General features: G+C 44.4%; 20 protein-coding genes and 1 pseudogene. 11 read left to right on the forward strand and 10 right to left on the reverse strand.

From position 1 onward, the window contains the following. Positions 1-121 precede the first annotated feature (121 nt). Both ypfJ and NI469_RS11320 read right to left on the reverse strand, forming a co-directional pair. Positions 122-1027 (reverse strand): KPN_02809 family neutral zinc metallopeptidase, encoded by a 906-nt coding sequence (gene ypfJ, locus NI469_RS11315; RefSeq protein ID WP_005262358.1) that lies wholly within the window; start codon positions 1025-1027, stop codon positions 122-124. Between the two features lie 48 nt (positions 1028-1075). Then, on the reverse strand, positions 1076-2002 hold the full coding sequence (locus NI469_RS11320; protein ID WP_004279420.1) for a DUF808 domain-containing protein: 927 nt from the start codon (positions 2000-2002) through the stop codon (positions 1076-1078). Between the two features lie 189 nt (positions 2003-2191). On the opposite strand from NI469_RS11320, the gene trpS reads away from it, so the two are divergent. Then, on the forward strand, positions 2192-3205 hold the full coding sequence (gene trpS, locus NI469_RS11325; RefSeq protein WP_004279419.1) for a tryptophan--tRNA ligase: 1014 nt from the start codon (positions 2192-2194) through the stop codon (positions 3203-3205). A gap of 348 nt (positions 3206-3553) precedes the next feature. Here the strand turns inward: trpS and lysS are convergent, their stop codons facing one another. Continuing rightward, a complete protein-coding gene (gene lysS, locus NI469_RS11330) occupies positions 3554-5083 on the reverse strand; it encodes a lysine--tRNA ligase (RefSeq protein WP_004730285.1) in 1530 nt (509 codons plus the stop codon). Between the two features lie 388 nt (positions 5084-5471). On the opposite strand from lysS, the gene NI469_RS11335 reads away from it, so the two are divergent. Further along, positions 5472-5966 carry a YqiA/YcfP family alpha/beta fold hydrolase gene (locus NI469_RS11335; RefSeq protein ID WP_004279417.1) on the forward strand — a complete coding sequence of 165 codons (495 nt, stop codon included), beginning with the start codon at positions 5472-5474 and terminating at the stop codon, positions 5964-5966. A 44-nt stretch (positions 5967-6010) separates the two neighbouring features. Here the strand turns inward: NI469_RS11335 and NI469_RS11340 are convergent, their stop codons facing one another. Next, on the reverse strand, positions 6011-6553 hold the full coding sequence (locus NI469_RS11340; RefSeq protein WP_005262359.1) for an adenine phosphoribosyltransferase: 543 nt from the start codon (positions 6551-6553) through the stop codon (positions 6011-6013). Between the two features lie 487 nt (positions 6554-7040). On the opposite strand from NI469_RS11340, the gene rubA reads away from it, so the two are divergent. The 5 genes from rubA (at position 7041) to NI469_RS11365 (ending at position 11189) form a co-directional block, all read left to right on the forward strand. After that, positions 7041-7205: a rubredoxin RubA gene (rubA, locus tag NI469_RS11345; protein ID WP_004646274.1), complete on the forward strand. Its 165-nt coding sequence runs from the start codon at positions 7041-7043 to the stop codon at positions 7203-7205. A gap of 91 nt (positions 7206-7296) precedes the next feature. Next, complete coding sequence (gene rubB / locus NI469_RS11350) at positions 7297-8475, forward strand: rubredoxin reductase RubB (RefSeq protein WP_034439193.1); 1179 nt, start codon at positions 7297-7299, stop codon at positions 8473-8475. A 57-nt stretch (positions 8476-8532) separates the two neighbouring features. Further along, positions 8533-9471: an esterase EstB gene (gene estB / locus NI469_RS11355; RefSeq protein WP_005262363.1), complete on the forward strand. Its 939-nt coding sequence runs from the start codon at positions 8533-8535 to the stop codon at positions 9469-9471. A gap of 13 nt (positions 9472-9484) precedes the next feature. Further along, entirely contained in the window at positions 9485-10393 is a 909-nt protein-coding gene (gene oxyR, locus NI469_RS11360; RefSeq protein WP_005262365.1) for a LysR family transcriptional regulator OxyR, read from the forward strand. Positions 10394-10577: 184 nt separating this feature from the next. Continuing rightward, positions 10578-11189, forward strand: a complete 612-nt coding sequence (locus NI469_RS11365) for a response regulator transcription factor (RefSeq protein WP_005262366.1) — start codon at positions 10578-10580, stop codon at positions 11187-11189. 39 nt (positions 11190-11228) lie between these two features. On the opposite strand, the gene ppk1 is transcribed toward NI469_RS11365, so the two are convergent. Both ppk1 and mtgA read right to left on the reverse strand, forming a co-directional pair. Then, complete coding sequence (ppk1, locus tag NI469_RS11370; RefSeq protein WP_005262368.1) at positions 11229-13310, reverse strand: polyphosphate kinase 1; 2082 nt, start codon at positions 13308-13310, stop codon at positions 11229-11231. Positions 13311-13421: 111 nt separating this feature from the next. Further along, positions 13422-14096 (reverse strand): monofunctional biosynthetic peptidoglycan transglycosylase, encoded by a 675-nt coding sequence (gene mtgA, locus NI469_RS11375; protein WP_005262370.1) that lies wholly within the window; start codon positions 14094-14096, stop codon positions 13422-13424. Between the two features lie 77 nt (positions 14097-14173). Here mtgA and NI469_RS11380 point away from each other — a divergent pair, with 77 nt between their 5' ends. Further along, positions 14174-14992, forward strand: coding sequence for a rhomboid family intramembrane serine protease (locus tag NI469_RS11380; RefSeq protein ID WP_005262372.1), 819 nt, complete (start codon positions 14174-14176; stop codon positions 14990-14992). A 34-nt stretch (positions 14993-15026) separates the two neighbouring features. Here the strand turns inward: NI469_RS11380 and NI469_RS11385 are convergent, their stop codons facing one another. Next, positions 15027-17519: an ABC transporter permease gene (locus NI469_RS11385; protein ID WP_005262374.1), complete on the reverse strand. Its 2493-nt coding sequence runs from the start codon at positions 17517-17519 to the stop codon at positions 15027-15029. A 1-nt stretch (position 17520) separates the two neighbouring features. Then, the gene (locus NI469_RS11390) at positions 17521-18246 is read right to left on the reverse strand and encodes an ABC transporter ATP-binding protein (RefSeq protein WP_005262377.1); all 726 of its coding nucleotides are present in this window, start codon (positions 18244-18246) and stop codon (positions 17521-17523) included. A gap of 11 nt (positions 18247-18257) precedes the next feature. Between NI469_RS11390 and NI469_RS11395 the strand changes: the two genes are divergently transcribed. Continuing rightward, positions 18258-18887 (forward strand): arylesterase, encoded by a 630-nt coding sequence (locus NI469_RS11395; protein WP_005262379.1) that lies wholly within the window; start codon positions 18258-18260, stop codon positions 18885-18887. Positions 18888-18930: 43 nt separating this feature from the next. Here NI469_RS11395 and NI469_RS11400 read toward each other — a convergent pair whose 3' ends face one another. Further along, entirely contained in the window at positions 18931-19545 is a 615-nt protein-coding gene (locus NI469_RS11400) for a carbonic anhydrase (protein WP_004646264.1), read from the reverse strand. Between the two features lie 315 nt (positions 19546-19860). On the opposite strand from NI469_RS11400, the gene NI469_RS11405 reads away from it, so the two are divergent. Then, on the forward strand, positions 19861-20898 hold the full coding sequence (locus NI469_RS11405) for an alpha/beta fold hydrolase (RefSeq protein ID WP_005262384.1): 1038 nt from the start codon (positions 19861-19863) through the stop codon (positions 20896-20898). 14 nt (positions 20899-20912) lie between these two features. Next, positions 20913-21914 carry a hypothetical protein gene (locus tag NI469_RS11410; RefSeq protein WP_005104667.1) on the forward strand — a complete coding sequence of 334 codons (1002 nt, stop codon included), beginning with the start codon at positions 20913-20915 and terminating at the stop codon, positions 21912-21914. Positions 21915-21958: 44 nt separating this feature from the next. Here NI469_RS11410 and NI469_RS11415 read toward each other — a convergent pair. Next, positions 21959-24021 (reverse strand): annotated as a pseudogene (locus tag NI469_RS11415) (TonB-dependent receptor domain-containing protein). Positions 24022-24188: the final 167 nt, after the last annotated feature.

A 24188-nucleotide genomic window follows, 5' to 3' on the forward strand; every position in this document is an offset into this window, starting at 1 on the left:
ATCCTGGTCGTTAAAGTGTTTGTTTGCACTCATATTTTAACTGTTAGGACTCAGGTTTTTTTATTTAAAGCAAACTATGGGACAGCAGTGGAGCATCTGCTCCTTTTTTTATCGAAGTCATTTAAATATTTTGATTAAAGGTATCACAATTCGCAACTTGACCGGATTTCAAGCCGGTGTTAAACCATTGTACCCGCTGCGCGCTGCTGCCATGGGTAAAGCTGTCCGGCACCACCTGCCCGCGAGCACGTTTCTGTAAATAATCATCGCCAATTTTATGGGCGGCATCCATCGCTTCCTGAACATCGCCCTGTTCCAGAAATTGGGTACGTTCATGATTATGGTAAGCCCAGACGCCGGCCAGACAGTCTGCCTGCAATTCCTGACGCACTGAAAGCTGATTACTTTGCACTTCACTTGCTTGCTGACGTGCTTGCTGTACTTGAGAAGAAATACCTAAAATCGTCTGGATATGATGCCCCACTTCATGGGCCACGACATAGGCCAGCGCAAAATCCCCCGCCTGATCATTACGGGAAAGTTCGGTGGCATTCTGTTCTCCAGTAATGCCCATTTGAGTGCGCATATCTTTAAAGAATGCCGTATCGATATACACTTTCTGGTCTATCGGGCAGTAGAAAGGCCCCATCGCCGCCTGAGCCGTACCACAACCAGAATTCACGATGCCGTTAAACAACACCAGTTTCGGTGGGACATACTGCTGATTTAACTGCTGCTGAAACACCTGATTCCAGGTATCTTCAGTATCTGCCAATACAGTTCCAACAAAATCAATCGACTCCTGCTGTTCTGGCGTGGGATTTTCCAGGCCACGTGTTTCTGCCGCACCCGATACCCCCTGAGTGACCTGCTTGGTGGTTTGATAAGCCTGTTGTGGATCGACACCGAAAAACTTCCAGGCCACAAAGGCCACAATCAATCCAACAATACTGATTCCGCCAGCTTTGGCACCACCACCACGACGGTCTTCTACATTGCTACTGACACGACGACCTTTCCAACGCATAGTCTTTTCCTTTTCTTAATCTGCTTAATATCCAGATATTTCGACACCTTAAGCTTTTGATGATTTGGGCCAGATTTTCTTAATCAGGCTAATCACCAGCATGACCAGCAGACCCGCTAAAATTCCTACAGCGAAATTAATTAAGGTCGGCGTCACGGCACCAACAATGTTACCGATGCTAGGAATATCCTGTACATAGGCCACACTGTCTTCAGTAAAGTGATGAATAAAAGGAATAGCATGGTTGATAATTCCACCGCCCACCAGAAACATTGCAGCGGTTCCAACAATGGAGAGAATTTTCATCAGGACCGGAGCAAATGCCAACAAGCCACGTCCTATTTTTTGTTTAAAATCGGACTGCTGTTCAGTCAGATGCAGACCGATATCATCCAGCTTGACAATCAGCGCGACAAAACCATAAACACCAATGGTCATGACCACCGCGATCAGGCTTAAAACGGTCACTTTGGTCAGCATCGAAGCTGCGGCGACTGTTCCCAAGGTAATCACAATAATTTCAGCAGACAGGATAAAGTCAGTGCGGATGGCGCCTTTGACTTTTTCATTCTCAAACTGGTGCAAATCCATTTCCGTATGGATCAATTGCTCACGCGCCTGTTCAGCATCCTTGGCCTTCGGTGTATGCAAGGTATGAATAATTTTTTCCACGCCTTCATAACACAAAAACAAACCACCCAGTACCAACAAGGGATTAATCAGCCAGCCTGCAATAAAGCTGATTAATAATGCCAGCGGTACCAAAATCAGTTTATTGACAAAAGAACCTTTGGCAACTTTCCAGACCACCGGCAATTCACGATCAGCCCGCACACCTGTCACTTGCTGCGCATTTAAAGCCAGATCATCACCGAGAACGCCTGCCGTTTTTTTTGCTGCCATTTTGCTCATGACAGCGACATCATCCAGGACTGTAGCAATATCATCTAATAATAGTAATAAACTGCTCGCCATACTTATTATCCTTAGCTTCTTTCCATCTAGTTTAATCAAAATTGTTAAAAATATTGTATTCACTTGTTTAATTTATAAGATTTTTTTACGACAGCTTTTTTTCTGGCTGACAATCAAAAACAGAATGCCGTACAATGTTCCCATTCGCTAAAATACAGCTGTAGTACTGACTACCCTTTGGAATAGATAATGAGTAATCAAGATAATCGTCCAGTGATCTTGACGGGCGACCGTCCTACCGGACAACTCCACCTCGGCCACTTTGTGGGTTCATTACGCTCTCGTGTAGGTCTGCAAGATTCTCACCATCAACATTTGTTACTCGCGGATGCTCAAGCCTTAACTGATAATGCGGACAATTTTGAAAAAGTACGTCGTAACATTATTGAAGTGGCGACGGATTATCTGGCTGTCGGTATTGATCCAACTAAAACCACAATTTGTGTTCAGTCATGCCTGCCAGCACTAAATGAACTAACCATGCTTTACCTCAATTTCGTGACTGTTTCACGTCTTGAGCGTAACCCAACCATTAAATCTGAAATCCAGATGCGTGGTTTTGAGCGTGATATTCCAGCCGGTTTCTTGTGCTACCCGGTGGCTCAAGCTGCTGACATTACAGCATTCAAGGCCACTGTAGTTCCTGTGGGTGAAGATCAGATTCCAATGATCGAACAGACCAACGAAATCGTGCGTCGTTTAAACCGTCAAATTGGTCATGACCTGTTACCAGAATGTAAGGCACTACTTTCCAATGTTGGTCGCCTACCTGGTTTTGATGGTAAAGCAAAAATGTCGAAATCTTTGGGCAATACCATTGTGCTAGATGCAACAGATAAAGATATTAAGAAAGCCGTCAATGCCATGTATACCGATCCGAATCACTTACGTATTGAAGATCCAGGTCAGGTCGAAGGCAACGTGGTATTCACCTATCTAGATGCCTTCGATCCAAATAAAGAAGAGCTGGAAGAACTTAAAGCCCATTATCGTCGTGGTGGTTTAGGCGATGGTACAGTGAAAAAACGTCTGGAAAGCATTTTAAAAGAATTGATCGGTCCAATTCGTGAGCGTCGTATTGAACTGGCTAAAGATCCGGATTACATCATGGATATTCTAAAAACTGGTACGGATAAATGTCGCGATATTACCCAAGCGACACTGGATGAAGTTAAATCTGGCCTCGGCGTATTCCATTTCTAAATATAAAATTGCTTTGAAAAGCTCTTCTGATGAAGGGCTTTTTTATTTAAACTATAATTGCGCAAAAATGATGCAAATATCCCCACATAATCTTCATAGTTTTAACCTTATTTAACATGTATTAACATGAATACTGATGAGTCATATGAGAATGCGTCCTATTATGGTCATATTCAGTAAGGAATCAGATTTAACTCTCTCCACAGTTAATGAAGTAGTTTGAAAGACGTTCCTTTTTCTACGCAATGACAACCCCAATCATTGCGTTTTTTTTGTCTTTAATTTTTGAATCTATTTTATTTCAAGTATAAAAAAACCCGCCAGAGCGGGTTATTTTGAATTCAGCATTTAAGCATTTTTATGACGCATATGCGGGAACAAGATCACATCGCGGATACTTGCTGCATTGGCAAAGATCATCACCAGACGGTCAATACCAATACCCTCACCTGCTGTTGGAGGAAGACCGTATTCCAATGCTTCGACAAAGTCTGCATCGTAATGCATAGCTTCATCATCACCAGCATCTTTTTCAGCAACCTGTGCCTGGAATCGTTCAGCCTGATCGATTGGATCATTTAATTCCGAGAAGCCATTTGCCAACTCACGGCCACCGATGAAGAATTCAAAACGGTCGGTAATGTGTGGATTGTGATCATTACGGCGTGCCAATGGAGAAGTTTCCGCTGGATATTCAGTAATGAACGTCGGCTGACGCAATTTGGTTTCTACGGTTTCTTCAAATACCATAGTTTGCAGTTTGCCCAGACCAAAACCTGGCTTCACTTGCTCTTTCAATTCTTCCTGAAGGAATTTTGCCAGGAACTCACGGTCATTGACATTTTCAGGAGTAAATTGCGGGTTATTTTCCAAAATCGCATCGAACATTGAAATTTTCTTGAATGGCCCTTTGAAGCTATACACTTCATCACCATAAGGTACGTCAGTCGTACCCAAGATATCAATCGCCAGACGCTCCAGCATTTGCTCGGTCAATTCCATCAGATCTTTGTAATCTGCATACGCCTGGTAGAATTCAATCATGGTGAATTCAGGGTTATGACGGGTAGAAACACCTTCGTTACGGAAGTTACGGTTAATTTCAAACACACGCTCAAAACCGCCAACTACCAAACGCTTTAAGTAAAGCTCTGGCGCAATACGCAAAAACAATGACATATCCAATGCATTGTGATGTGTTTCGAAAGGACGTGCCGATGCGCCACCTGGAATCACATGCATCATTGGCGTTTCAACTTCCATATAGCGCTTTTCAGTCAGGAAGGCACGGATACCCGCTACAACTTTGGCACGAATCTCAAAAGTTTTACGCGTTTCTTCGTTAACGATCAGGTCAAGATAACGTTTACGATACTTTACTTCAGTATCGTTCAAACCATGGAACTTATCTGGCAGTGGACGCAATGATTTGGTCAATAATTCAAAATGCTCGATATGTACATACAGATCGCCTTTACCCGAACGGCCGATATAACCTTCGACTGCGATGATATCGCCAAGGTCCAGACCTTTAATGGTAGCCAGCACATCTTCAGCGAGTTCTTTACGCGCCACATACAGCTGGATACGACCTGTCATGTCCTGGATCACGATAAATGAACCACGGTTCAACATTACACGACCGGCAACTTTGACGTAGACCTTTTCGCCTGCTTCAATTTCTTCTTTAGATTTATCAGCGAACTGGTCTTGTAAATCCTGGGCATAATGCTCACGCTTAAAGGTATTCGGCCATGGGCTCTTACCTGTTTCTTGTGCCTGAGCTTCGATTTGCTTTAACTTGGCATGACGCTGTGCAATTAAATCGTTTTCGGAAATGATTTGTTCAGAAGTCGATTGAGCGTTATTTTGCGTCATCTCTGCCTCGAATAAGATTAGTTAAAAAATAGAAGTTGCATAGAATAGCAGAAATCCTTCTCAAATCGTAGCGTAAAGACTCTCAGGAACCGGCTTTTCTTTGGAAAAATCCACTATCCTGCTATTTACACCATTCGGTTGAGCCCTTCTGTCACTCTTTTAAATTCCCTTTCTTCAACCTTTTGCAGCACCCCGCTGCTCTCAGTTGGGATTAAAGTTTAAATCAGACAGGGGTTATACAAAATCATTGCACTGCAAAATTGTGGCTTAGACCAATAGCTAACTGCCTTGTACACCCAGACGTTCTACAATGACGCTCAGATTGAAGATGATGTGCCAATCAACAAATAACCAATATGGCATGTCCCATAAAAATGAGTAATGAACTATGTCTAAGATTTTGTTTTTACATGGCTTAGATTCCTCCAGAGAATCCACCAAGTTCCATGCCATTGATGTGGTACATAAATACTGTATCGATGTCGATTATCGAAATCTGAGTTATAGTTCGGTCACCGAGTTTTATCATGAGATGATTGAAACCATCAAACCGGATATTCTGGTCGGCCACAGTCTTGGCGGTTATTGGGCACTGAAAATGTCACAAGCGTATCAAATTCCATGTGTAGTGGCCAATCCCATTTTGCAGCCTAACTTCCGCGATGATTATCCGCCGATTGGGCATCACGATTTACAGCATGATATTCCTCAGTTTGCCTATCTGGAGCTGGGCGATGAAATTCTGGATATGCATGCGGTTCAGACACAACTTGAAGACTATATGCAAATTCAGGCAGTTGATGGCGGCCATCATCGTCTGGAACATCCTGAGCAAATTAATACGCTGATTCAGGAAATCGAAGATCATTTTATCAGGCAATAAAAAAGCCCCACAATTTCGGGGCTTTTTTTACAAAAAATTATGACTTAAGCAACTGCCGCTTCAGGCTGAGATTTGTCATCCAGCACTGACCAGATATCCAGGCCTAATTCAGCATGCAGGTCAGGAAGATCAAGGAAGATACTTGCACCAAGTACTTCATGTTGACATTTTTGAGCCAGTTCATTCACTGCTTTTAAGGTTCCGCCACTTGCCAGAACATCATCCACAATAATTACTTTCTGGGACTGAACTTCCGCAGACATTTCTAAACGATCTATACCATATTCCAGGCTATAACCCACACCGACCACTGGAGGCGGCAATTTACCTGCTTTACGCACCAACAATAAACCTTTGCCTGTACGTTGTGCCAACAAGCTTGCCAACACAAAACCACGCGCTTCAACCGCAATAAAGCTTTCTACTTCTGCCAGTTTGTCAGCAGGAATGCTGGCAATCAAAGCGTCAGTCAATGGACCAATATTGCCCATGAAAAGTGGGGTCAAATCAAAGAAGCAAATTCCTGGTTTTGGAAAATCTTGGACCGTACGAATGTGAGACCACAAAGAAGTAGACAAATTGCTCATGGGAGATCTTAAAAAAAGAAAAGGAATATGGGAATTTTAAACCTATTTGAATAGAACGGACAAGCCAAGCTGCCTAATAAAAACTCGGAATTTAATTATAAGATATTGATTTTATTATATTGATTTATTTTAAAAAAATTTAATCCAGACTTCACTAATTTTAAATTACCTAAAAACTCAAGTTTTAATTGCTCGACTTTGGTCTATCCCACAAGATAAACGCTCATTTTTGCCATTGTCAGCTTTTTATTCTTTAACCGCCTACGCCAGAAAAGCTGATTGGCGTGATTTTTAGATAAATGAGGAATGTGTCGTCTATTCTGCTGCTAATTTCGCTGATTAGGCTTTTATTCACTTTACTTTCTGAATAGAACTGCGTAAAAATTTAGCCAAATATGTTCACTGTTAAAAAGTCATATTCTTTTAGAGTCTTGCCTTTTATGGATTTTAAGCTGACGCCTACAGTTGCTCAGTTTTGGAGAGTTACATGAGAAAGTTTCAATGCATCGTATGTGGATGGATTTATGACGAGGCAGAAGGTTGGCCTCAAGACGGGATCGTGGCAGGCACCAAATGGGAAGATATCCCAGATGACTGGACCTGTCCAGATTGCGGCGTGTCTAAAATTGATTTCGAAATGATCGAAGTCTAATCACGTCCAGTTAAAGGCCATATCCATATGGTCTTTTTTTATGCCTTTCAATCATTTATACAGCATGGAGCTCTACCATATGGAAACAACTATGCATCCTATCGTCATTATTGGTTCAGGTATGGCGGGTTATGCCGTAGCACGTGAATTTCGTAAACTCAATCCAGAACATGAATTGCTGATGATCTGTGCGGATGATGCGGTCAATTATGCCAAACCGACGCTTTCCAACGCTCTGGCCGGCAATAAATCACCTGAACAAATTCCATTGGGCGATGCCACTAAAATGTCAGCACAGCTGAATATGCGTATTGAACAGCATACCTGGGTCAAAGCCATTCATCCGGAAGATCATCAACTGGTTCTGGAAAAAGATGGCCAGGAAAGTACACAACATTATAGCAAACTGGTATTAGCCATTGGTGCCAATCCGGTACGTCTGGCGATCGCCGGTGATGCCAGCGATGACATTCATGTCGTCAACAATTTAAGTGACTATAAAGCTTTCCGTAACAATCTGGCAGCAAGTGAAGACAAACGTGTGGTGATTTTAGGTGCAGGCCTGATTGGCTGTGAATTTGCCAATGACCTGCAAAATACCGATCATCAGGTCACAGTCATTGATTTGGCGCCGCAGCCGCTTGGCCGTTTATTGCCAGAACATGTTGCTACTGCATTCCAGAAGAATCTTGAAGAAACCGGCATTCATTTTGTCCTGGGCACAACAGTCGAAAAAGTCTCTCGTGCGGACAATGGTGATTATCTGGTCACGCTGGCCAATGGCCAGTCTTTGGTTGCGGATGTGGTGTTATCTGCGGTGGGCTTACAGCCGAATATTTCTTTGGCGAAACAGGCAGACGTACACACCAGTCGCGGAGTGTTAACCACCGCGCAACTGGAAACCAACCAGGCCGATATCTATGCGGTAGGTGACTGTGCCGAGGTCAATGGCACCTTATTGCCTTATGTCATGCCGATCATGCAACAAGCCCGCGCTTTGGCAAAAACCTTAAATGGCGAACATACTGCCGTGCATTATCCGGCAATGCCGGTGGCAGTCAAAACGCCTGCTGCCCCTTTAACTGTTCTGCCTGCTCCAGTTGATGTGGATGTCACTTGGGAAACTGAAGAGTTCGACGATGGCATGCTGGCCAAAGCGTTCGATACGAACGGCACCTTACGCGGATTTGTGCTTTTGGGCGCCACTGCAGCCAAACAGCGTCTGACCTTGACCAAGCAGGTTCCTGACTTGATTCCTGCAGCAGTTTAGAGGTTTAATACAAAGGATATTTTTTAAACGAAATATCCTTTAATTAGGACAGCGATCATGTACAGCGCAGCACAGTTTAATCTTTCCCCCTACACCTCGTTCATGCATGAAACCAAGGTCGATCTTGGCAATGGGATCCAGCTACATGTCGAGGTTGGCGGAAATCCGCAACATCCCACCATTTTGCTGATTATGGGGCTAGGTGGACAAATGCTGTACTGGCCTGACTTTTTCTGCAAGTCACTGATTGACAATGGTTATCACATTATCCGTTTTGATAATCGTGATATTGGCCTGTCTTCAAAAGTCCATCACAAAGGCCCACGCCTGAATACCCTGAAAATGATGAGCCGTTTTGCGCTGGGTCTGGGGAATCAGGGTGCACCTTATGATCTGTATGATATGGCCGAAGATGTCAGTCTGCTGATTGAAAAAATGCAGCTGGAACAGGTCTATGTACTGGGCGCTTCGATGGGCGGTATGATTGCCCAGATTCTGGCCGCGCGTTATCCGGACAAAGTCAAAAAACTGGGCTTACTGTTTACCAGTAATAACCAGCCGATGTTGCCACCGCCCTTCCCTAAGCAACTCTTTAGTTTGATTGACAAACCGGCTTCAACAGATGAAGATGGCATTGTTGATCATAGTTTGAAACTGTTTAAGATCATCGGCTCACCAGGTTATGTCAATCATCTGGAAGCGGTGCAGACCGCCCGTAAATTATATAAGCGAAGTTACTATCCTGCTGGTGTACTTCAACAGTTTTTAGCAATATTATGTACAGGCTCATTGCTGCAACTGGACAAGCAAATCAAACAAGAAACCCTGGTGGTCCATGGTTCTCGAGATCGATTGCTGCCTCCTAGCCATGGCAAGGCCGTTGCGAAAGCAATTTCAGGGGCTAAATTTGAATTAATTGATGGAATGGGGCATGATATCCCACCGCATTTTATTCCATATCTTAGCGAATTATTTGCTGATCATTTTAAATCATAAACATTAGGACACTATGGCTGCATTACCATCCCTAAGACAGCTGTCATACCTCGTAACACTGTCAGAGACGCTACACTTTACAGAAGCTGCTCGCCGCTCCTTTGTCACCCAGTCAACCTTGTCTGGCGGCATCATGGAGCTGGAGCGTTTACTCGGTGGCGTACTTGTTGAACGCGACCGCCAGAATGTTCGTTTAACGCCTCTTGGTGAACAAGTGGTTGCACGCGCACGTGTTCTACTGGCCGATGCTCAGGACCTAATGCGTTTAAGTCGTGAGATGAGTGAACCTTTAACCGGTGATCTACATCTCGGCGTCATTCCAACAATTGCACCTTTCCTGTTGTCCCAGCTGCTGGATGAAGTGCATAAGCAATTACCAAAAATCCAGTTGCATCTGCATGAAGCGCAAAGTGAAAAGATTGTAGAAAAGCTGGAACATGGCAACCTGGATATGGTGGCTTTGGCATTGCCTTTCGACACCCGTGGTCTGAAAGTTGCTGAAATTGCCAAAGAGAATCTGTATCTGGTTTACCAAAAATCTGATCAGCATGCTGCACAAGCAAACTCTTTAGAAGATCTGGATCTGTCTCGCCTGATGTTACTTGAAGAAGGTCATTGCCTGCGTGATCATGCCTTGAGTGCCTGCCCGATTGGTGAGCGTAAAAATGATCACCGTTTAAAAGCCAGCTCACTGCCGACTTTAATCGAAATGGTGTCTGCAAATCTGGGCTTTACCCTGCTGCCTGAAATTGCGATCCATACCAATATGATTAAAGGCAATCCTGAGATTCAGGTAAAAGCGATCGATTCAGCCCCAAGTCGTACCCTGGCATTGGTAACCCGTAAAAGCACACCGCTGCAAAGCGAGTTTGATGTGCTATTACAGATTTTCCAGAAAATCACTCAGCACAACGCTGCTTGATTTTCACCGAATAAAAAGGGAGTACATGTTGCTCCTTTTTTATATCTTGAATTGAATACATTCAGTTCGCCTAGAAACTTAAAATCTCTACATTTCAGCTAAATCCCTATTCTTTGGGATAGGCATTTGCATTTGCCTGATTCACAGTATAGCTCTCTATCAGCATCTACAGGATCGTGTTTTATTGGCTAGCCTCTTGCCTGCACCAGTTTTAGTGATTCGTTCACCGACTGGACTCGACCTGTCAAAAATCCAGACCGTGCTGCTGCAACTGGGCTATCAGCCAGATATGCTGCTGTATGCGGACAATATGCTGTCTGCACAATCCATGATTACTGAACATCTACCCAACCTGATTCTCTATCATGCAGCAACAACTTCAGAGATCAGTTTGATTCATCAGCTGAAACAGCAAAGCCCAGATACACCTGTTATTGCCATATTCAATACTCATTCCACAGCACTGATCTATTCTGCTTTATTGTCCGGAGCAGATAGCTATATGCAGCATCAGAATTCATTTTCCGAGTTTGCTGAAAGTCTGAAAACTGTCTTGCGCGGTGGAGCTTACGTCAATACTGAATTGGCAGACTATATCCTGCACCAGCCCATTGCCAAAACCTGTCTCAACTTCGCTGAATTGCAGTTATTAAAAGTATTGAGTCAACATCAATCGCAAACCGAACGACAAGATCAGCTCCAGATGAAGAACTATCAGATATATAGCCGGGTCAAATACATCTATCGAAAACTGTTCAGACTCAGCTTGAACAGTTCAATTGTATGTTCGAAATAAAAAAGAGGCTGAATATTCAGCCTCTTTAAATACTTAAACTTATTTAAACAGCTCTAACAGAATACGTTGTGCATTATGCGGTTTTTCACCTTCTTTGGGCTGTGCCCGCAGCCAAGTACCATCACCTTGCAATAACCAGGATTGCTGATTGTCTTTCAAGTAATTCAACAGACCTTGTTGATAGATGCGTTTTTTCAAGGCTTCATCTTCGACCGGGAAACAGGCCTCGACCCGATTAAACAGGTTACGATCCATCCAGTCTGCACTTGAACAGTAAATACGTGAATTGCCATTATTGCTGAAATAATACACGCGGGTATGTTCCAGGAAACGCCCGACAATTGAACGCACCCGGATATTTTCCGACAGACCCAGCAACCCCGGACGCAAACTGCAAATTGAGCGGATAATCAGGTCAATCTGTACCCCGGCCTGAGAAGCCTCATAGAGTTTGTTAATCAATTGCATTTCGGTCAGTGCATTGACTTTGACAATAATCTGCGCCGGTTTCCCTGCTTGAGCATAGGCAATTTCATTATCGATATAGTTAAGTAACTGGGCATGCAAGGTAAATGGCGCATGTAGCAGCTTTTTCAGCTTGGCCATTTTCCCCATACCGGTCAATTCCTGGAAAATACGATGCACATCTTCACACAGATCTTTATCTGTCGTTAATAGACCATAATCGGTATAGATTCGTGCATTGCCGGCATGATAATTACCGGTACCCAGATGCACATAGCGCACCAGTTTGTTATTTTCCCGGCGCACCACCAGAATCATCTTGGCGTGAGTCTTGTAACCAACAATGCCGTAGACCACGACTGCTCCCGCTTCTTGCAGGACATTGGCCACCGCAATATTGGATTCTTCATCGAAACGCGCACGCAATTCAATCACTGCGGTCACTTCCTTGCCATTGCGGGCAGCTTCAGCCAGCACCTGGACAATTTCAGAATCTGGTCCACTGCGGTACAAGGTCTGCTTGATCGCCAGCACTTGCGGATCGCGTGCCGCTTCACGTAATAATGAAATCACCGGCGCAAAAGATTCAAAGGGATGATGCAGCAGAATATCCTGCTTCTGCATTGCACTAAAAATATTTTCAGATTTTTTCAGTACTTTAGGAATGATGGGAGTATGCGAGTCATAACGTAAATGCGGACGTTTAAAGTTAGATAGCAAACGTGCCAGATTGACCGGGCCCGCGACTTTATAAAGCTGCTCGTCGTCCAGATCAAATTCATTCAGTAGATATTCATAAATATGCTGCGGACAATTTTCTGTCACTTCCAGACGCACGGCGCGGCCAAAACGGCGTGAACTGAGTTCGCCTTTGAGTGCCTTGGCTAGATCTTCAACATCTTCATTCAAGGCTAAATCGGCATTTCGGGTAACACGGAACTGATAACAGCCAGTCGCCGTCATCCCCGGGAACAGATCAGAGACATGCTCATGAATAATCGCCGACAGCATCACATGATGTTCTTTTCCATCGGTCAGTTCATCCGGTAAACGTACCACGCGTGGCAGTGAACGCGGTGCGGGTACCACAGCCAGATCAATCTGACGGCCAAAAGCATCTTTCCCTTCCAATGTGACAATAAAGTTCAGTGATTTATTCACCAACCGTGGGAATGGATGCGCAGGGTCCAGGCTGATCGGCGTGAGAACCGGCGCCACTTGCTCCTGAAAATATTTTTTAATCCAGGCAGATTGTGCCGGAGTCAGCTCACCACGGCGCAAGAAGCAAATATCTTCCTCACGCAGTTTTGGCAAAATTTCTTCATTTAAAATACGGTATTGACGTTCAATGGCAGCATGTGCGGTTTTAGAAATCTGTTCTAAAACCTGCTTTGGAGTCAAGCCATCCGGACTGCGGCTTTCATTATCCAGATCCAGCTGTTCCATCATCCCAGCAACCCGGATTTCAAAAAATTCATCCAGATTCCGCGAGAAAATTAACAGAAAATTCATGCGTTCAAGCAATGGATGTAAAGGATCGACAGCCTGTTCCAGGACACGTAAATGGAAGTCTAGGATAGACAGTTCACGATTAATATAACGATCATTATATGTATATTCGGGCTGTGCTGAAGTTGTGCTGGCTGCCGTATTCATATCAAACCTATGCGGATTTAAAATTGTGCTTATCCCTCCAAGTATGCTTCAAATTGATGACAATTTCATAAAAAAAGCCCAAATAATTGGGCTTTCTCTTCAAATCATCAATTAAGGTAATTCTGCATAACGCATATAGCGCTGAATCATCCGCTTACGAGCATTTAATGCAGAGGAATTGCGATGATCCTGGAAATATTTCGGATTGGTCAAAATGGCAGCCAGAAAGATCGCCTGATCCCGGGTCAGGCTTTGCGAAGTTTTACCAAAATAATGTTTGGCCGCCGCTTCAACGCCGTAAATATTGTCCCCGAACTCGATCGAGTTTAAATAGACTTCCAGAATTCGTTCTTTCGACCACATGCGTTCCATCATCCAGGTCGCGACTGCTTCCTGACCTTTACGCACAAAGGAACGCTTGTTGACGAGGAACAGGTTTTTCGCCAATTGCTGGGAGATTGTCGAACCACCGGCCACTACACGGCCCTGATTTCTGTTTTTATTCAGCGCAGTTTGAATTCCGTCCCAGTCAAAACCATGGTGATGAATAAATTTTCCATCTTCCGCAGTGACGATGGCACGTTTCAGATTCAGGCTGATTTCGTCATAGGGACGCCACTGATGCTGAATCGCTTTGGAAGGTTCTGTCCAGTAATCAATCCGCATCATCATGGTCGTGTTCACCGGATTGGTTCGCCACCAGGCCAGACTGGCAAAGATCCACAATTGAACCAGCAGAATCACACTGACGATGACGAGCATCGTGCGGATCAGAAAGGCTTTCATGTCAGTGCGTTACTCCTGAAAATTTAATTTTTCGTGTTAAGCTTATTCGAAATATACAATCACAGCAAAAAAATAGCATGTCTGAATACTCTCCCCCTGTCGAACATCGCAAACTTGAAATGCATCTCTGGTGGATCACCGCCATTTTAATCGGGATCAATGTTGGATTATTTGGCTGGCAAGCCATGCATGGCATGGATGTTAGCCAGCCGAGTACCCGAGACGCTATTCTCTGGGGTGCCGATTATGCACCTTTAACCTATTTAGCGGAACCCATGCGCTTGTTTAGCAGCATGTTTTTTCATTTTGGCCTGATTCACCTGATGTTGAATATGTGGGCCTTGTATATTTTTGGTAGTGTTGCCGAACAACTGTTTGGCCGGATGTATTTTATTGGCCTGTATGTGTGTGCCGGACTGATGGGCAGCCTGCTCAGTGGCTATATGAACATTCAGGACAGCTATAGCCTGATCGAAGGCGGTGTGGCTAATCCCGATTTATTGCCTGCAGTCAGTGCCGGCGCATCTGGTGCTGTGATGGGACTCGGGGCTTCACTTACGGTGCTGGCCTTATTGCCAATGCTGCCACAGCAACGTTTTATTCTGGATAAAAAAACCCTGGTGATGGTGATGGGTCTAAACCTCGCGCTGGGCTTTATGATCAGTGGAATCAACAATGCCGCACATATTGGCGGCATGCTGATGGGGGCTTTTCTCACCTTGCTCTGGTACATCGGGCAAAAAATGCAGCGTAGCCACCTGTTCAATCTGATTGCCTTGATTGTCGGGTTCGGCCTTTGTGTGCTGCTTTATCAACATAACTTGGCCTTACTCGAACCCATTCGCCCACTGTGGCAAGAGATTCTGGAAATGATGCAACAGCAACTAAAACTTTAACTCTCAGCCAGTTTAAAAATCACGGAGATGAATCTTATTGATTCATCTCACGCAAGCTTTGTAAGGGTGGAATCTCTGACAGATAACTCAGGCGATAACGGCCAATCAGCGCACATAAAGAGGTCATAAAGATCGGCAGGATAATCCAGATTTCCCAATGCGGCTGAATCATCAAATCCATTTTATAACTGGCAATCGCACTGATCACTTCGGCAAACAGGCAGGAAACTATTCCGGCAAACAGCCCAATAAAACCAATTTCCAGACTCATCATGGTTTTCAGTTTCTGCTTGGAACTACCGAATGATCGTAACAAAGCCACTTCACGTTTGCGTTCATCCATCAACAGGTTCAGACAGGCCATCAGCACCAGAAAACCGGAAATGCTGACCAGTACCGCCAGAATCGTCACGATTTGCACCAGCACATTCACAATGCGTTTGATCTCTTCCAGAATCAGGCTGACATCAATAAAGACCGTGTTGGAAAATTGCTGGATCACAGACACCAGCTTGCCTTTATCTGCCTCCGGGACATAAAAACTGCCCAGATAACTGCCGGCATTGGCATCCATGGTATTGGGGGCAAAGATAAAGAAGAAGTTGGGACTAAAACTTTCCCATTCGACTGTTCTCAAATTCAGCACTTTAGCTTCCAGTATGCCTTCAGGCAGACTGAAACTGAGTTTATCTCCGATCTTGATCCCTAGCTCTTCCGCAGTATTGGCTTCGACCGATACGGTGCCGACTTGTTTTAATACCGCGTCACCACTGACAATCACATTATCTTGTGGATAGCTGTTTGACTGAGTCAAATTCAGTTCACGTCTTAAGGTATTGCTGCTTTTCACCAGTTCCTCGGCAAAAGGCTGATCATTTTTGGCGACCAGACGCCCGCGAATATTCGGATACAGTGGTGTGCTTTTCCAGCCATTCTGCTCAAGTTGGGCTTTCAGGGCTGGCATCTCAAAAGGCGGTAAACCATAAACAAACTGGTTCGGCGTACCTTCCGGTAACTGTTGCTGCCAACGATCTAGCAGATCGGTACGCAATACTGCCAGTACCGTAATCAGGCTTAAGCCCAAGGCTAAAGCCGTAATCTGCAAGGCGGTCTGAGAAGGTGTACGTACATAGGCTGACAGATTCAGCTTCATATTACGCAGTAGTTTCAACACCCCCCATACTGTCAGATACAGCAATGCACATAACACGATAATCGCGCCAATCACCCAGGCGGTCAGCAGCAAGTTTTCAGTCAAAATCACACTAAAAATAATCAGGCTTAGCGTTCCGGTCAGCAGCATCCACAGCATGGATTGCATTGATTTTTCCTGCTGGCGAATGACCCGAATTGGCGGCGTATTTAGCAGTTGCAATAAGCTTGGCATGACAAAACCGAGTAGCACTACGGCACTGGTCAGCATCGCGACCGGCAATGGTCCAAGCAACATTGCGATAGCGGAAAATTCAATCTGTAAATTTGGAATCAGCTGCAACATCAACTGTAACAGGCCATAACCCAGACTGATCCCGACCACGGTACCAATTAGCATCGCAATCAACAGCACCATCCCGAGTAAAGCCAGATAAGCCGACAGAATCTGCTGCTTGGTGGCACCGATACAACGCATCAAAGCAATATGATCCTGATTCTGCTGCACATAGCGCTGCGCGGTTAAGGCTATGGCAATCCCGCATAATAGAATGGTCAGAATATTGGCCAGTTGCAGGAAAGTATCCAGATTGGCAATCGGCTTCATTAAGCGGGTATTGCTTTCACTGGCATTGCGCAACCTGAGACTGCTTTGCTCCTCAAATTCCTGCCCTTGCACTTCCTCTGGTGTTTCAGCCGAGCCGTTTGCTGATTTGACCTGCTGCTTGAACAAGGCTTCATATTGTTGGGTATCATCCGGACGGCCAGCCATGAGTAGGCGATATTCAATCCGGCTCCCCACCTGAATGGCATTGGTTCGTGCCACATCTGCCTGGGAGATAATCACGGTCGGCGAAAAGCCGGAAAATCCAAGCTCCTGATTGGAGTCCTGTTCAATCTTGGCGGTGACTTTGAATGCTGCATCGGCAATATTGAGCTGATCCCCCAATTTGACTTTGAGCAGATCCATGGCTCGTGGACTGAGCCAGATTTCACCAGACTGAATCGATTTTTTTGCCGGTTGCACCCGCAGTTCACCACGCAAAGGAAAAGCCTGATCAATGGCTTTGACATTGACCATGACGAACTGTGCATCGGTATAAGCCATACTGCTAAAGAAAGTGACTTCTGACTGCTTTAGATCCAGCTGCTTGGCCTGATCACGCCACTGCTCCGGCAAAGGCTCATTATCTGAAAGCACCAGATCACCGGCCAGCATTTCTGCTGCCTGCAAGGCGACTGCATTTTGGATCTGCTCGTTACTAAACTTGAGTGCAGTGGTCGCACTGATCGCCAGTGTTAAGGCAATAATCAGCAGATAAATCCCGGTCGTTTTAAAGCTTTGAGTCAGTAAGGGACGAAATAATGGATTCATTTCATCCTCCACTCGGATGTTCAATCAGCTCGCCATTCAGCAGTTCAAAATGCCGCTGACACTGCTGCGCCAGTTTGCGATCATGCGTGACCAGCACCAACGTCGTCCCCAGTTCCCGGTTCAGTTGAAACAGCAGTTGTTCAATTTCTCTGGCCGTTTCACCATCGAGATTGCCCGTAGGTTCATCGGCAAAAATGATTTTGGGTTCACTGACCAGTGCACGAGCGATGGCTACACGTTGCTGTTCTCCCCCGGACAAGACTTTTGGCGTTTGCTGCGCCTGTCGATCCAGACCGACCTTATGTAGTAATGCCAAGGCTTTTTGCTCAGCGTCTGCATATTTAAAGCCGGGCTGCAGGCGCAGTGGTAGCATCACATTTTCAAGTGCAGTCAGATGTGGCAAGAGCTGAAAAGACTGAAAGACAAACCCGATATTTCTTAAACGTACCAGTGCACGTTGTTCTTCATCCAAGCTAGAGACCGATTCGCCACAGACCATAAGCTGACCTGAACTCGCCTGATCCAGTGTCGCCAGAATACCCAGTAATGTGGATTTTCCGGAACCGGAACGACCGGTAATTGCCACTTGTTCTCCGGCCTGAATATCCAGATCAAGATCCTCAAAAATGGTGAGCTGTTTTTGTGAAAGTTGTATCTTTTGTGTCAATTTCTGGGCAGAAATAATAGCCTGTGGCATGATGGTCGAATCGTTGCTGCTTTGAATCATACGTGTCCTATATGAAAGATCTTAATCAGAAAACTCGGCTATTGCCTTACTTTTTTTTGCTCAGTCTGTGCCTGATACCACTCGGGGTCTCAGCAAAGACAATTATGATTTTAGGTGATAGTTTAAGTGCACGTTATGGTATCCAGCCCCAGCAGGGTTGGGTACATTTATTACAAAAGCGTTTAGAGCAACAGTATCCGAAACAGCATAAAGTGGTCAATGCAAGTGTCAGTGGCGAAACCACCAGCGGAGCACTGGCCAGACTACCTAAACTGTTACAGACGCATCGTCCAGACCTTGTGGTGATTGAGTTAGGTGGCAATGATGGCTTGCGTGGACAACCACCACAAATGATTCAAAAAAATTTAGCCAGTCTGATTCAGCAGAGCCAGAAAGCCAAGGCTAAGGTCATTGTATTTGGCATGAAAATGCCGCCTAATTACGGGCAGGCCTATAGCAAGGCTTTTGAAAATAATTATAAAGTGGTGAGTCAGCAATATAAGGTGAAGTTATTGCCTTTCTTTATGCAAGGTGTCGCCGGTAATAAAACCCTGATGCAAAAGGATCTGATTCACCCAAATGCCAAAGCACAGACGATCCTGTTAAATAATGCTTATCCATACATTAAAGGCGCTTTATAAAGCGCCTTTAACTTATTTTAGAATGTATTTAGATGAATCGTGATTAGAAATCAAAGAAGGTCACTTCACCAGTTTCCAGTGAATATTCAGCACCCACGACTTTTAATTTTCCTTGTCCAATCAGGTTTTCCAGAACGGCCGAACCATGACGCAACTGATTCACCGAAGCAAATACGTTGGAACGTACTGCATGCTTGGATAATTTTGCCAAGTCATTTTTCAGTTCAGTCTGCATTAAGGTTTCAACAGAAGGACGTACGCGGTTCACAATCGACATCAGGTTTGCCGATGGCGGGCAATCAGGGCACATTAAGGTATCAATGGTGGCTTTAATCGCACCACAATGACTGTGACCTAACACCACCACAATCGCGCAATCATAACGTGCCGCGGCAAACTCAACACTGCCGACCTGTGAGGGTGCAACAATATTACCTGCAACACGAATCACAAAAAGATCGCCGAGACCCTGATCAAAAACCATTTCGGCTGGAACGCGCGAATCTGAACATCCCAAAACAATCGCAAACGGATTCTGATCCTCTGCCATTTCTGCGCGCTGTTGGTGGCTAAGTTGTTTTGGATGCGTGGTATCGCCACTGACAAAACGTTGGTTACCCTGTCTAAGACGTTCTAAAGCTTCTTGAGCTGTGAGCATTCTTTTCTATCACCGATGGTTTTAGTTGCAATATCTTACTGCCAGTTTTTTTGAATGTCACTTGCAAAAAATCTTAGCTGATTAAATTTTTAGCATTTATCTAATTTCATTTCTGTAGGGAATTTATGCGTAATACATCACATTTTCCAGTCATTTAATGCAATCTAGCAAAAAACTAATGGGTGACAAGCGCAAAGATTGATTTAAAATAGAATGAAGAATAATGTTTTTATTTGAATGAAAATTGCAAATTTATAACATGGAAGTATTTTGATTGAGCAATTTGCTCACTGGGTTTGTTTTGGGGAATGGCCAATGAAGAAAATAATAAAATTGCGCTCGAAAATGATTTGTTCAGCCGTAGTTGCCTTAAGCATGGCATTACCGGGCCTGACACATGCTCAAATACTGTTTAGCCAGAAAAATGAAACATCTGCCAAAGTCTTGCAGCAGCATCTGTTGCAAGAACGCAGCCTTGCCGGTCTCAAATCCAAGACCCTCAAAATTGGCGAGGTCACCTGGAGCTATAGCGAAGGCGGTGCCAAGAACAAACCATCTATTCTACTGATTCATGGTCTGGCAGGCACGCGCGACAACTGGAACCGGGTTGCCCAGTTTCTGACGCCCTATTATCATGTCATTATTCCAGATCTGCCGAGCAACGGCGACACCAAAGTTCCGGACAATTTTGATGTTTCTGTGCCCAATGTGACCTCGCAGCTGCGTCTATTTATTGAAACCTTAAATGTGGATGAGAATTTACATATTGCCGGACATTCCTTGGGTGGCTCGATTGCCACAGTCTATGCCTCGCAATACCCTTTCGATACGCAAAGCCTGTTTTTAATTAATACCGCTGGCCTGTACAAAATGGGCAATACGCCCTATACCAAAGACCCACAGGCCTTAAAAGACCTGATCGTCAGCAAGCCCGGTGATCTTCAAGATGTTTCCAAACAGCTGATGCAGAACCCGCCGGTGATTCCTTATCAGTTGCGGCATGCACAGGAAAAACTGCTGATTTCACGCGCTGAACAAACCAGTAAGTCGATTGATCAGGTGGTGATGCTAAACCGGATTTATACACCGGAAACCTTCGCCCGCCTGACCCGCACGGTTGAAGCACCCACCTTGATTTTATGGGGCAGACAGGATCGGATCATTAATGTCGAAGTGGTCAAAGAACTACATGCCCTGCTGAAACGTGCAGAAAAACCGGTAATTTTGAATAACGTCGGGCATATGCCGATTCTAGAAGCAGAAAAACAGGTCGCACAACATTATTTGCCTTTTCTAGCCAAGACGCAGACCCTAAAAAACCCGCTTGCTGATAAACTCATTCCTTTAAATTAAGTTTCAGAGATGCTATGCAGAAACACCCGATGATTGAGCAGTTGATCGATGCTCAACTTGATTTTCTCGATCAGGCATTTTCTCAATCTGAAACGATTCAAAGCGAGTTTCATGCGTTTTATTTGTGGCTGCGTAAACAGACTCTAAAAGAGCTGTGGAGCTGTGAACTGATCAATCAGCTGTTGCAAAAACAGATTCTGGGTACTGCTGCCAGCAGCTTTCTGATTGAACAGATTGCCGAACATATCCGTTTTGCCCTGGTGCATCCGGCCAATGATTCCACCACAATTGCCGATCTGATCCCAGTCCTGACCGTAGACAAGATCGCCCAGTATGTGGCCAGCAAAAGTGGCCATCGGCAACGTCTGATTAAAACCGTAGTCAATAATCCGGCATTTTCAGCCATGATTACGCAATTGATCCAGCATTCTATTCAGGATTATCTGGATAACTCCATGATTGCCAAAAGCGTGCCCGGGGTTTCCCGCTTTATGAAAATGGGAAAATCCGTTCTGGAAAATGTCACCGATACCAACCTCGATAGCACCATTGCACGTTATCTGCAAAAGAACATTCTGAAGCTCAGCCAGATGAGTGAGCATGTGCTAAACCAGCATTTTGACGACGAGAAACTCTATCATTTTCAGGCCAATCTCTGGCATAAAATCAAGGATATGCCTGTATCGGTCTTGAAGAATTATATTGAGCTGCAGGACCTGAATCAGACGGTCGGCTTAGGTCATGACATCTGGGATCACATACGCCAGACGGACTATCTGCAGCAGCAAGTGCATGACGGAATTCATACCTGGTATGTACGCAATCAGGAACATACCTTTGATCAGTTATTACGTGATCTGAATATTGATGAATCTCTCATTCAGAATGAATTGCAGCATCTGCTCAGCCCGGTAATCCAGCAGATGGTTTCCCAGGGTCATTTACGTGAACGTGCACGAAAATATCTGGAACAATTTTATTATCATGAAGATACTTTAAAAATCCTTGAAATTTAAATAAAAAAGCCGCTATAAAGCGGCTTTTTTATATTGTCATTTGCTTAGAATTTTGCATTCAAACTGATACCGTAACGACGACCATCCAATAGTTGATCACCATCAATATCTTCAGCTTTTTCATCCAGTAGGTTATAGACACCAAATTTACCTGTTAGATTCGGACTGAACTTATAGTTAAAGCCGACATCTACAAATTGGTAACCTGGATTTGGCTGAGCTATAGAGGTACGGCTCAAGTAAGCAGAGGTTTCAGAACGATGGTGCAAGCGGCTCCATACATTGAGTGCATCATTTAGCTCATAATCCACACCAATATTAAACATGTGTTCCGGCATCTGGTTCAGTGGCTGGCCTTTAAAAGCACCCGATTTAAACTCTGAATCGGTATAAGTATAGTTTGCAGTCAATATCGTATAATCATTCAGACTGGCTTCTACCGTTGCTTCTACACCACGAATTTCTGCTTCATCCACGTTGATCCGTTCACTAATAAAGTAGAATGGAATATCTCCTTCGAAACATTTCCAATTCTGCCAGTTATTACGGTTTGTTGTGGTGCCATCAGTATCGGTTTCACAGGCACGAACTTCCGTAATACGATCTTCATATTTAGTGATAAAGCCAGTCAGCGATGTATTGATATAATCATTTTTCCAGTTGAAACCTAATTCAGTCGATACGCTTGATTCTGGTTCTAAGTCCGGATTGGCACGGATGATGCCACGGCCTGTTGCTAAGGGTGAACCACCGCCACCCGTGACGCTATAGAACCCTTCTGTGGCTGCACGAATATCAGGCTGTTTATAACCTGTGGCCACACCACCTTTTACTACAAAGTTATCATTTACCGCGTATACCCCATACAGTCGTGGTGATAAATGGCCACTATAGTTTTCATCATGGTCATAACGCAGGCCAGCTGTTAAATCGAAGCGATCCGTAATACTCCAGGTGTCTTCAAGGAAAGCGGCAGCAGACCAACGTGTTAATTCACTAAATTCAGGTGCATTGGGATTCCGGTTAGTCGCTTTATCGACCAGTTTTTCATCTTTAAGATATCCCCCGAATGATAGCGTATGATCACCTAAGGCTAAGTTCCATTGACTGTTCGCTGTCCATGTATCCAGGGTAATCCCTTTGGTGCCGAGTTCCGTATTTCCACGATCCGGATTTTTTGAATTTTCATACTGGATATAAGATGAACTGTCCAAGTTATCGCTATAACGGCCATTATGGGTTACTGAAAAACGTTACGGTAATTACGCGAGAATGAATCTGCAGCGCCTTGAACGGCTGCTACCGTCTTACCGACTGAAGTCGTGGATTCCTGCTGCACAAAATTGGCTTCAACCTGCACATCATGATCATCATTAATGGCATAGCTCAGACGTGAATTTAAGCTTTCACGTTCTGTGCCACGAAAACCGCCCACATAATGGTCTTCATTACGTTCCTGCTTATTGACTGCCAGCTGCAAGCCCAGCTTGTCTGCAATTAAAGGCCCGGCAAGATATGCAGAAGCATTTTTAATATCACCTGAACGGCTACTGTCCTGAAGCGTGGTTCCTAATTCGACATGACCAGACCATTCATCAGACACTTTTTTGGTAATGATATTGACTACCCCGCCCATGGCATCCGTACCATAGAGTGTAGAAGCTGGACCACGAATAATTTCAATACGTTCAATGGCGGCAAGCGATGGCAAAATATTTTTCTCAAAACCTCCATCGTTTCCATTCGGATTGACATCCTTGCCATATTGACGCTTACCATCTACAAGAAACAAGGTGTAGTTTGAACTCATACCACGAATACTGATGGTCTGTGCAGAACCTGCACCTGAAACCACTACCCCGGGCGTATTACGCAGTACATCAGTAATGTCGTTATATTCACGTTTATCTAATTCTTCACGATCAATCACGGTAATGGAAGCTGGTGCTTTAGCCAAATCTTGCTCATAACCTGTTGCGGTCACCACAATTGTTTGCAATTTAGTCGCTTCCGCCTGTGGAACAACAACTTCTACTGCAGATGTATTTCCCACCATGGCTGTGAGTACAGCAAATGCCAAAGTTGTTTTTAAGAATGGCTTATTCATACCTTGCGCGCCCCAATATTTATGAAGAGATCATGTTTATTCGGTTGCAAAGTGTAACAACTTTTCACTCAAATGCAATTAATATTGATAATTATTATCATTTATATTCACTATATTATAAGCCAGATATAAAAAAACCTCGAAAGTTCGAGGTTTTTAAAATGCGA

The organism is Acinetobacter lwoffii (genome assembly GCF_024129735.1).
In the GTDB taxonomy this organism is placed as follows: Bacteria; Pseudomonadota; Gammaproteobacteria; order Pseudomonadales; family Moraxellaceae; genus Acinetobacter; species Acinetobacter lwoffii_H.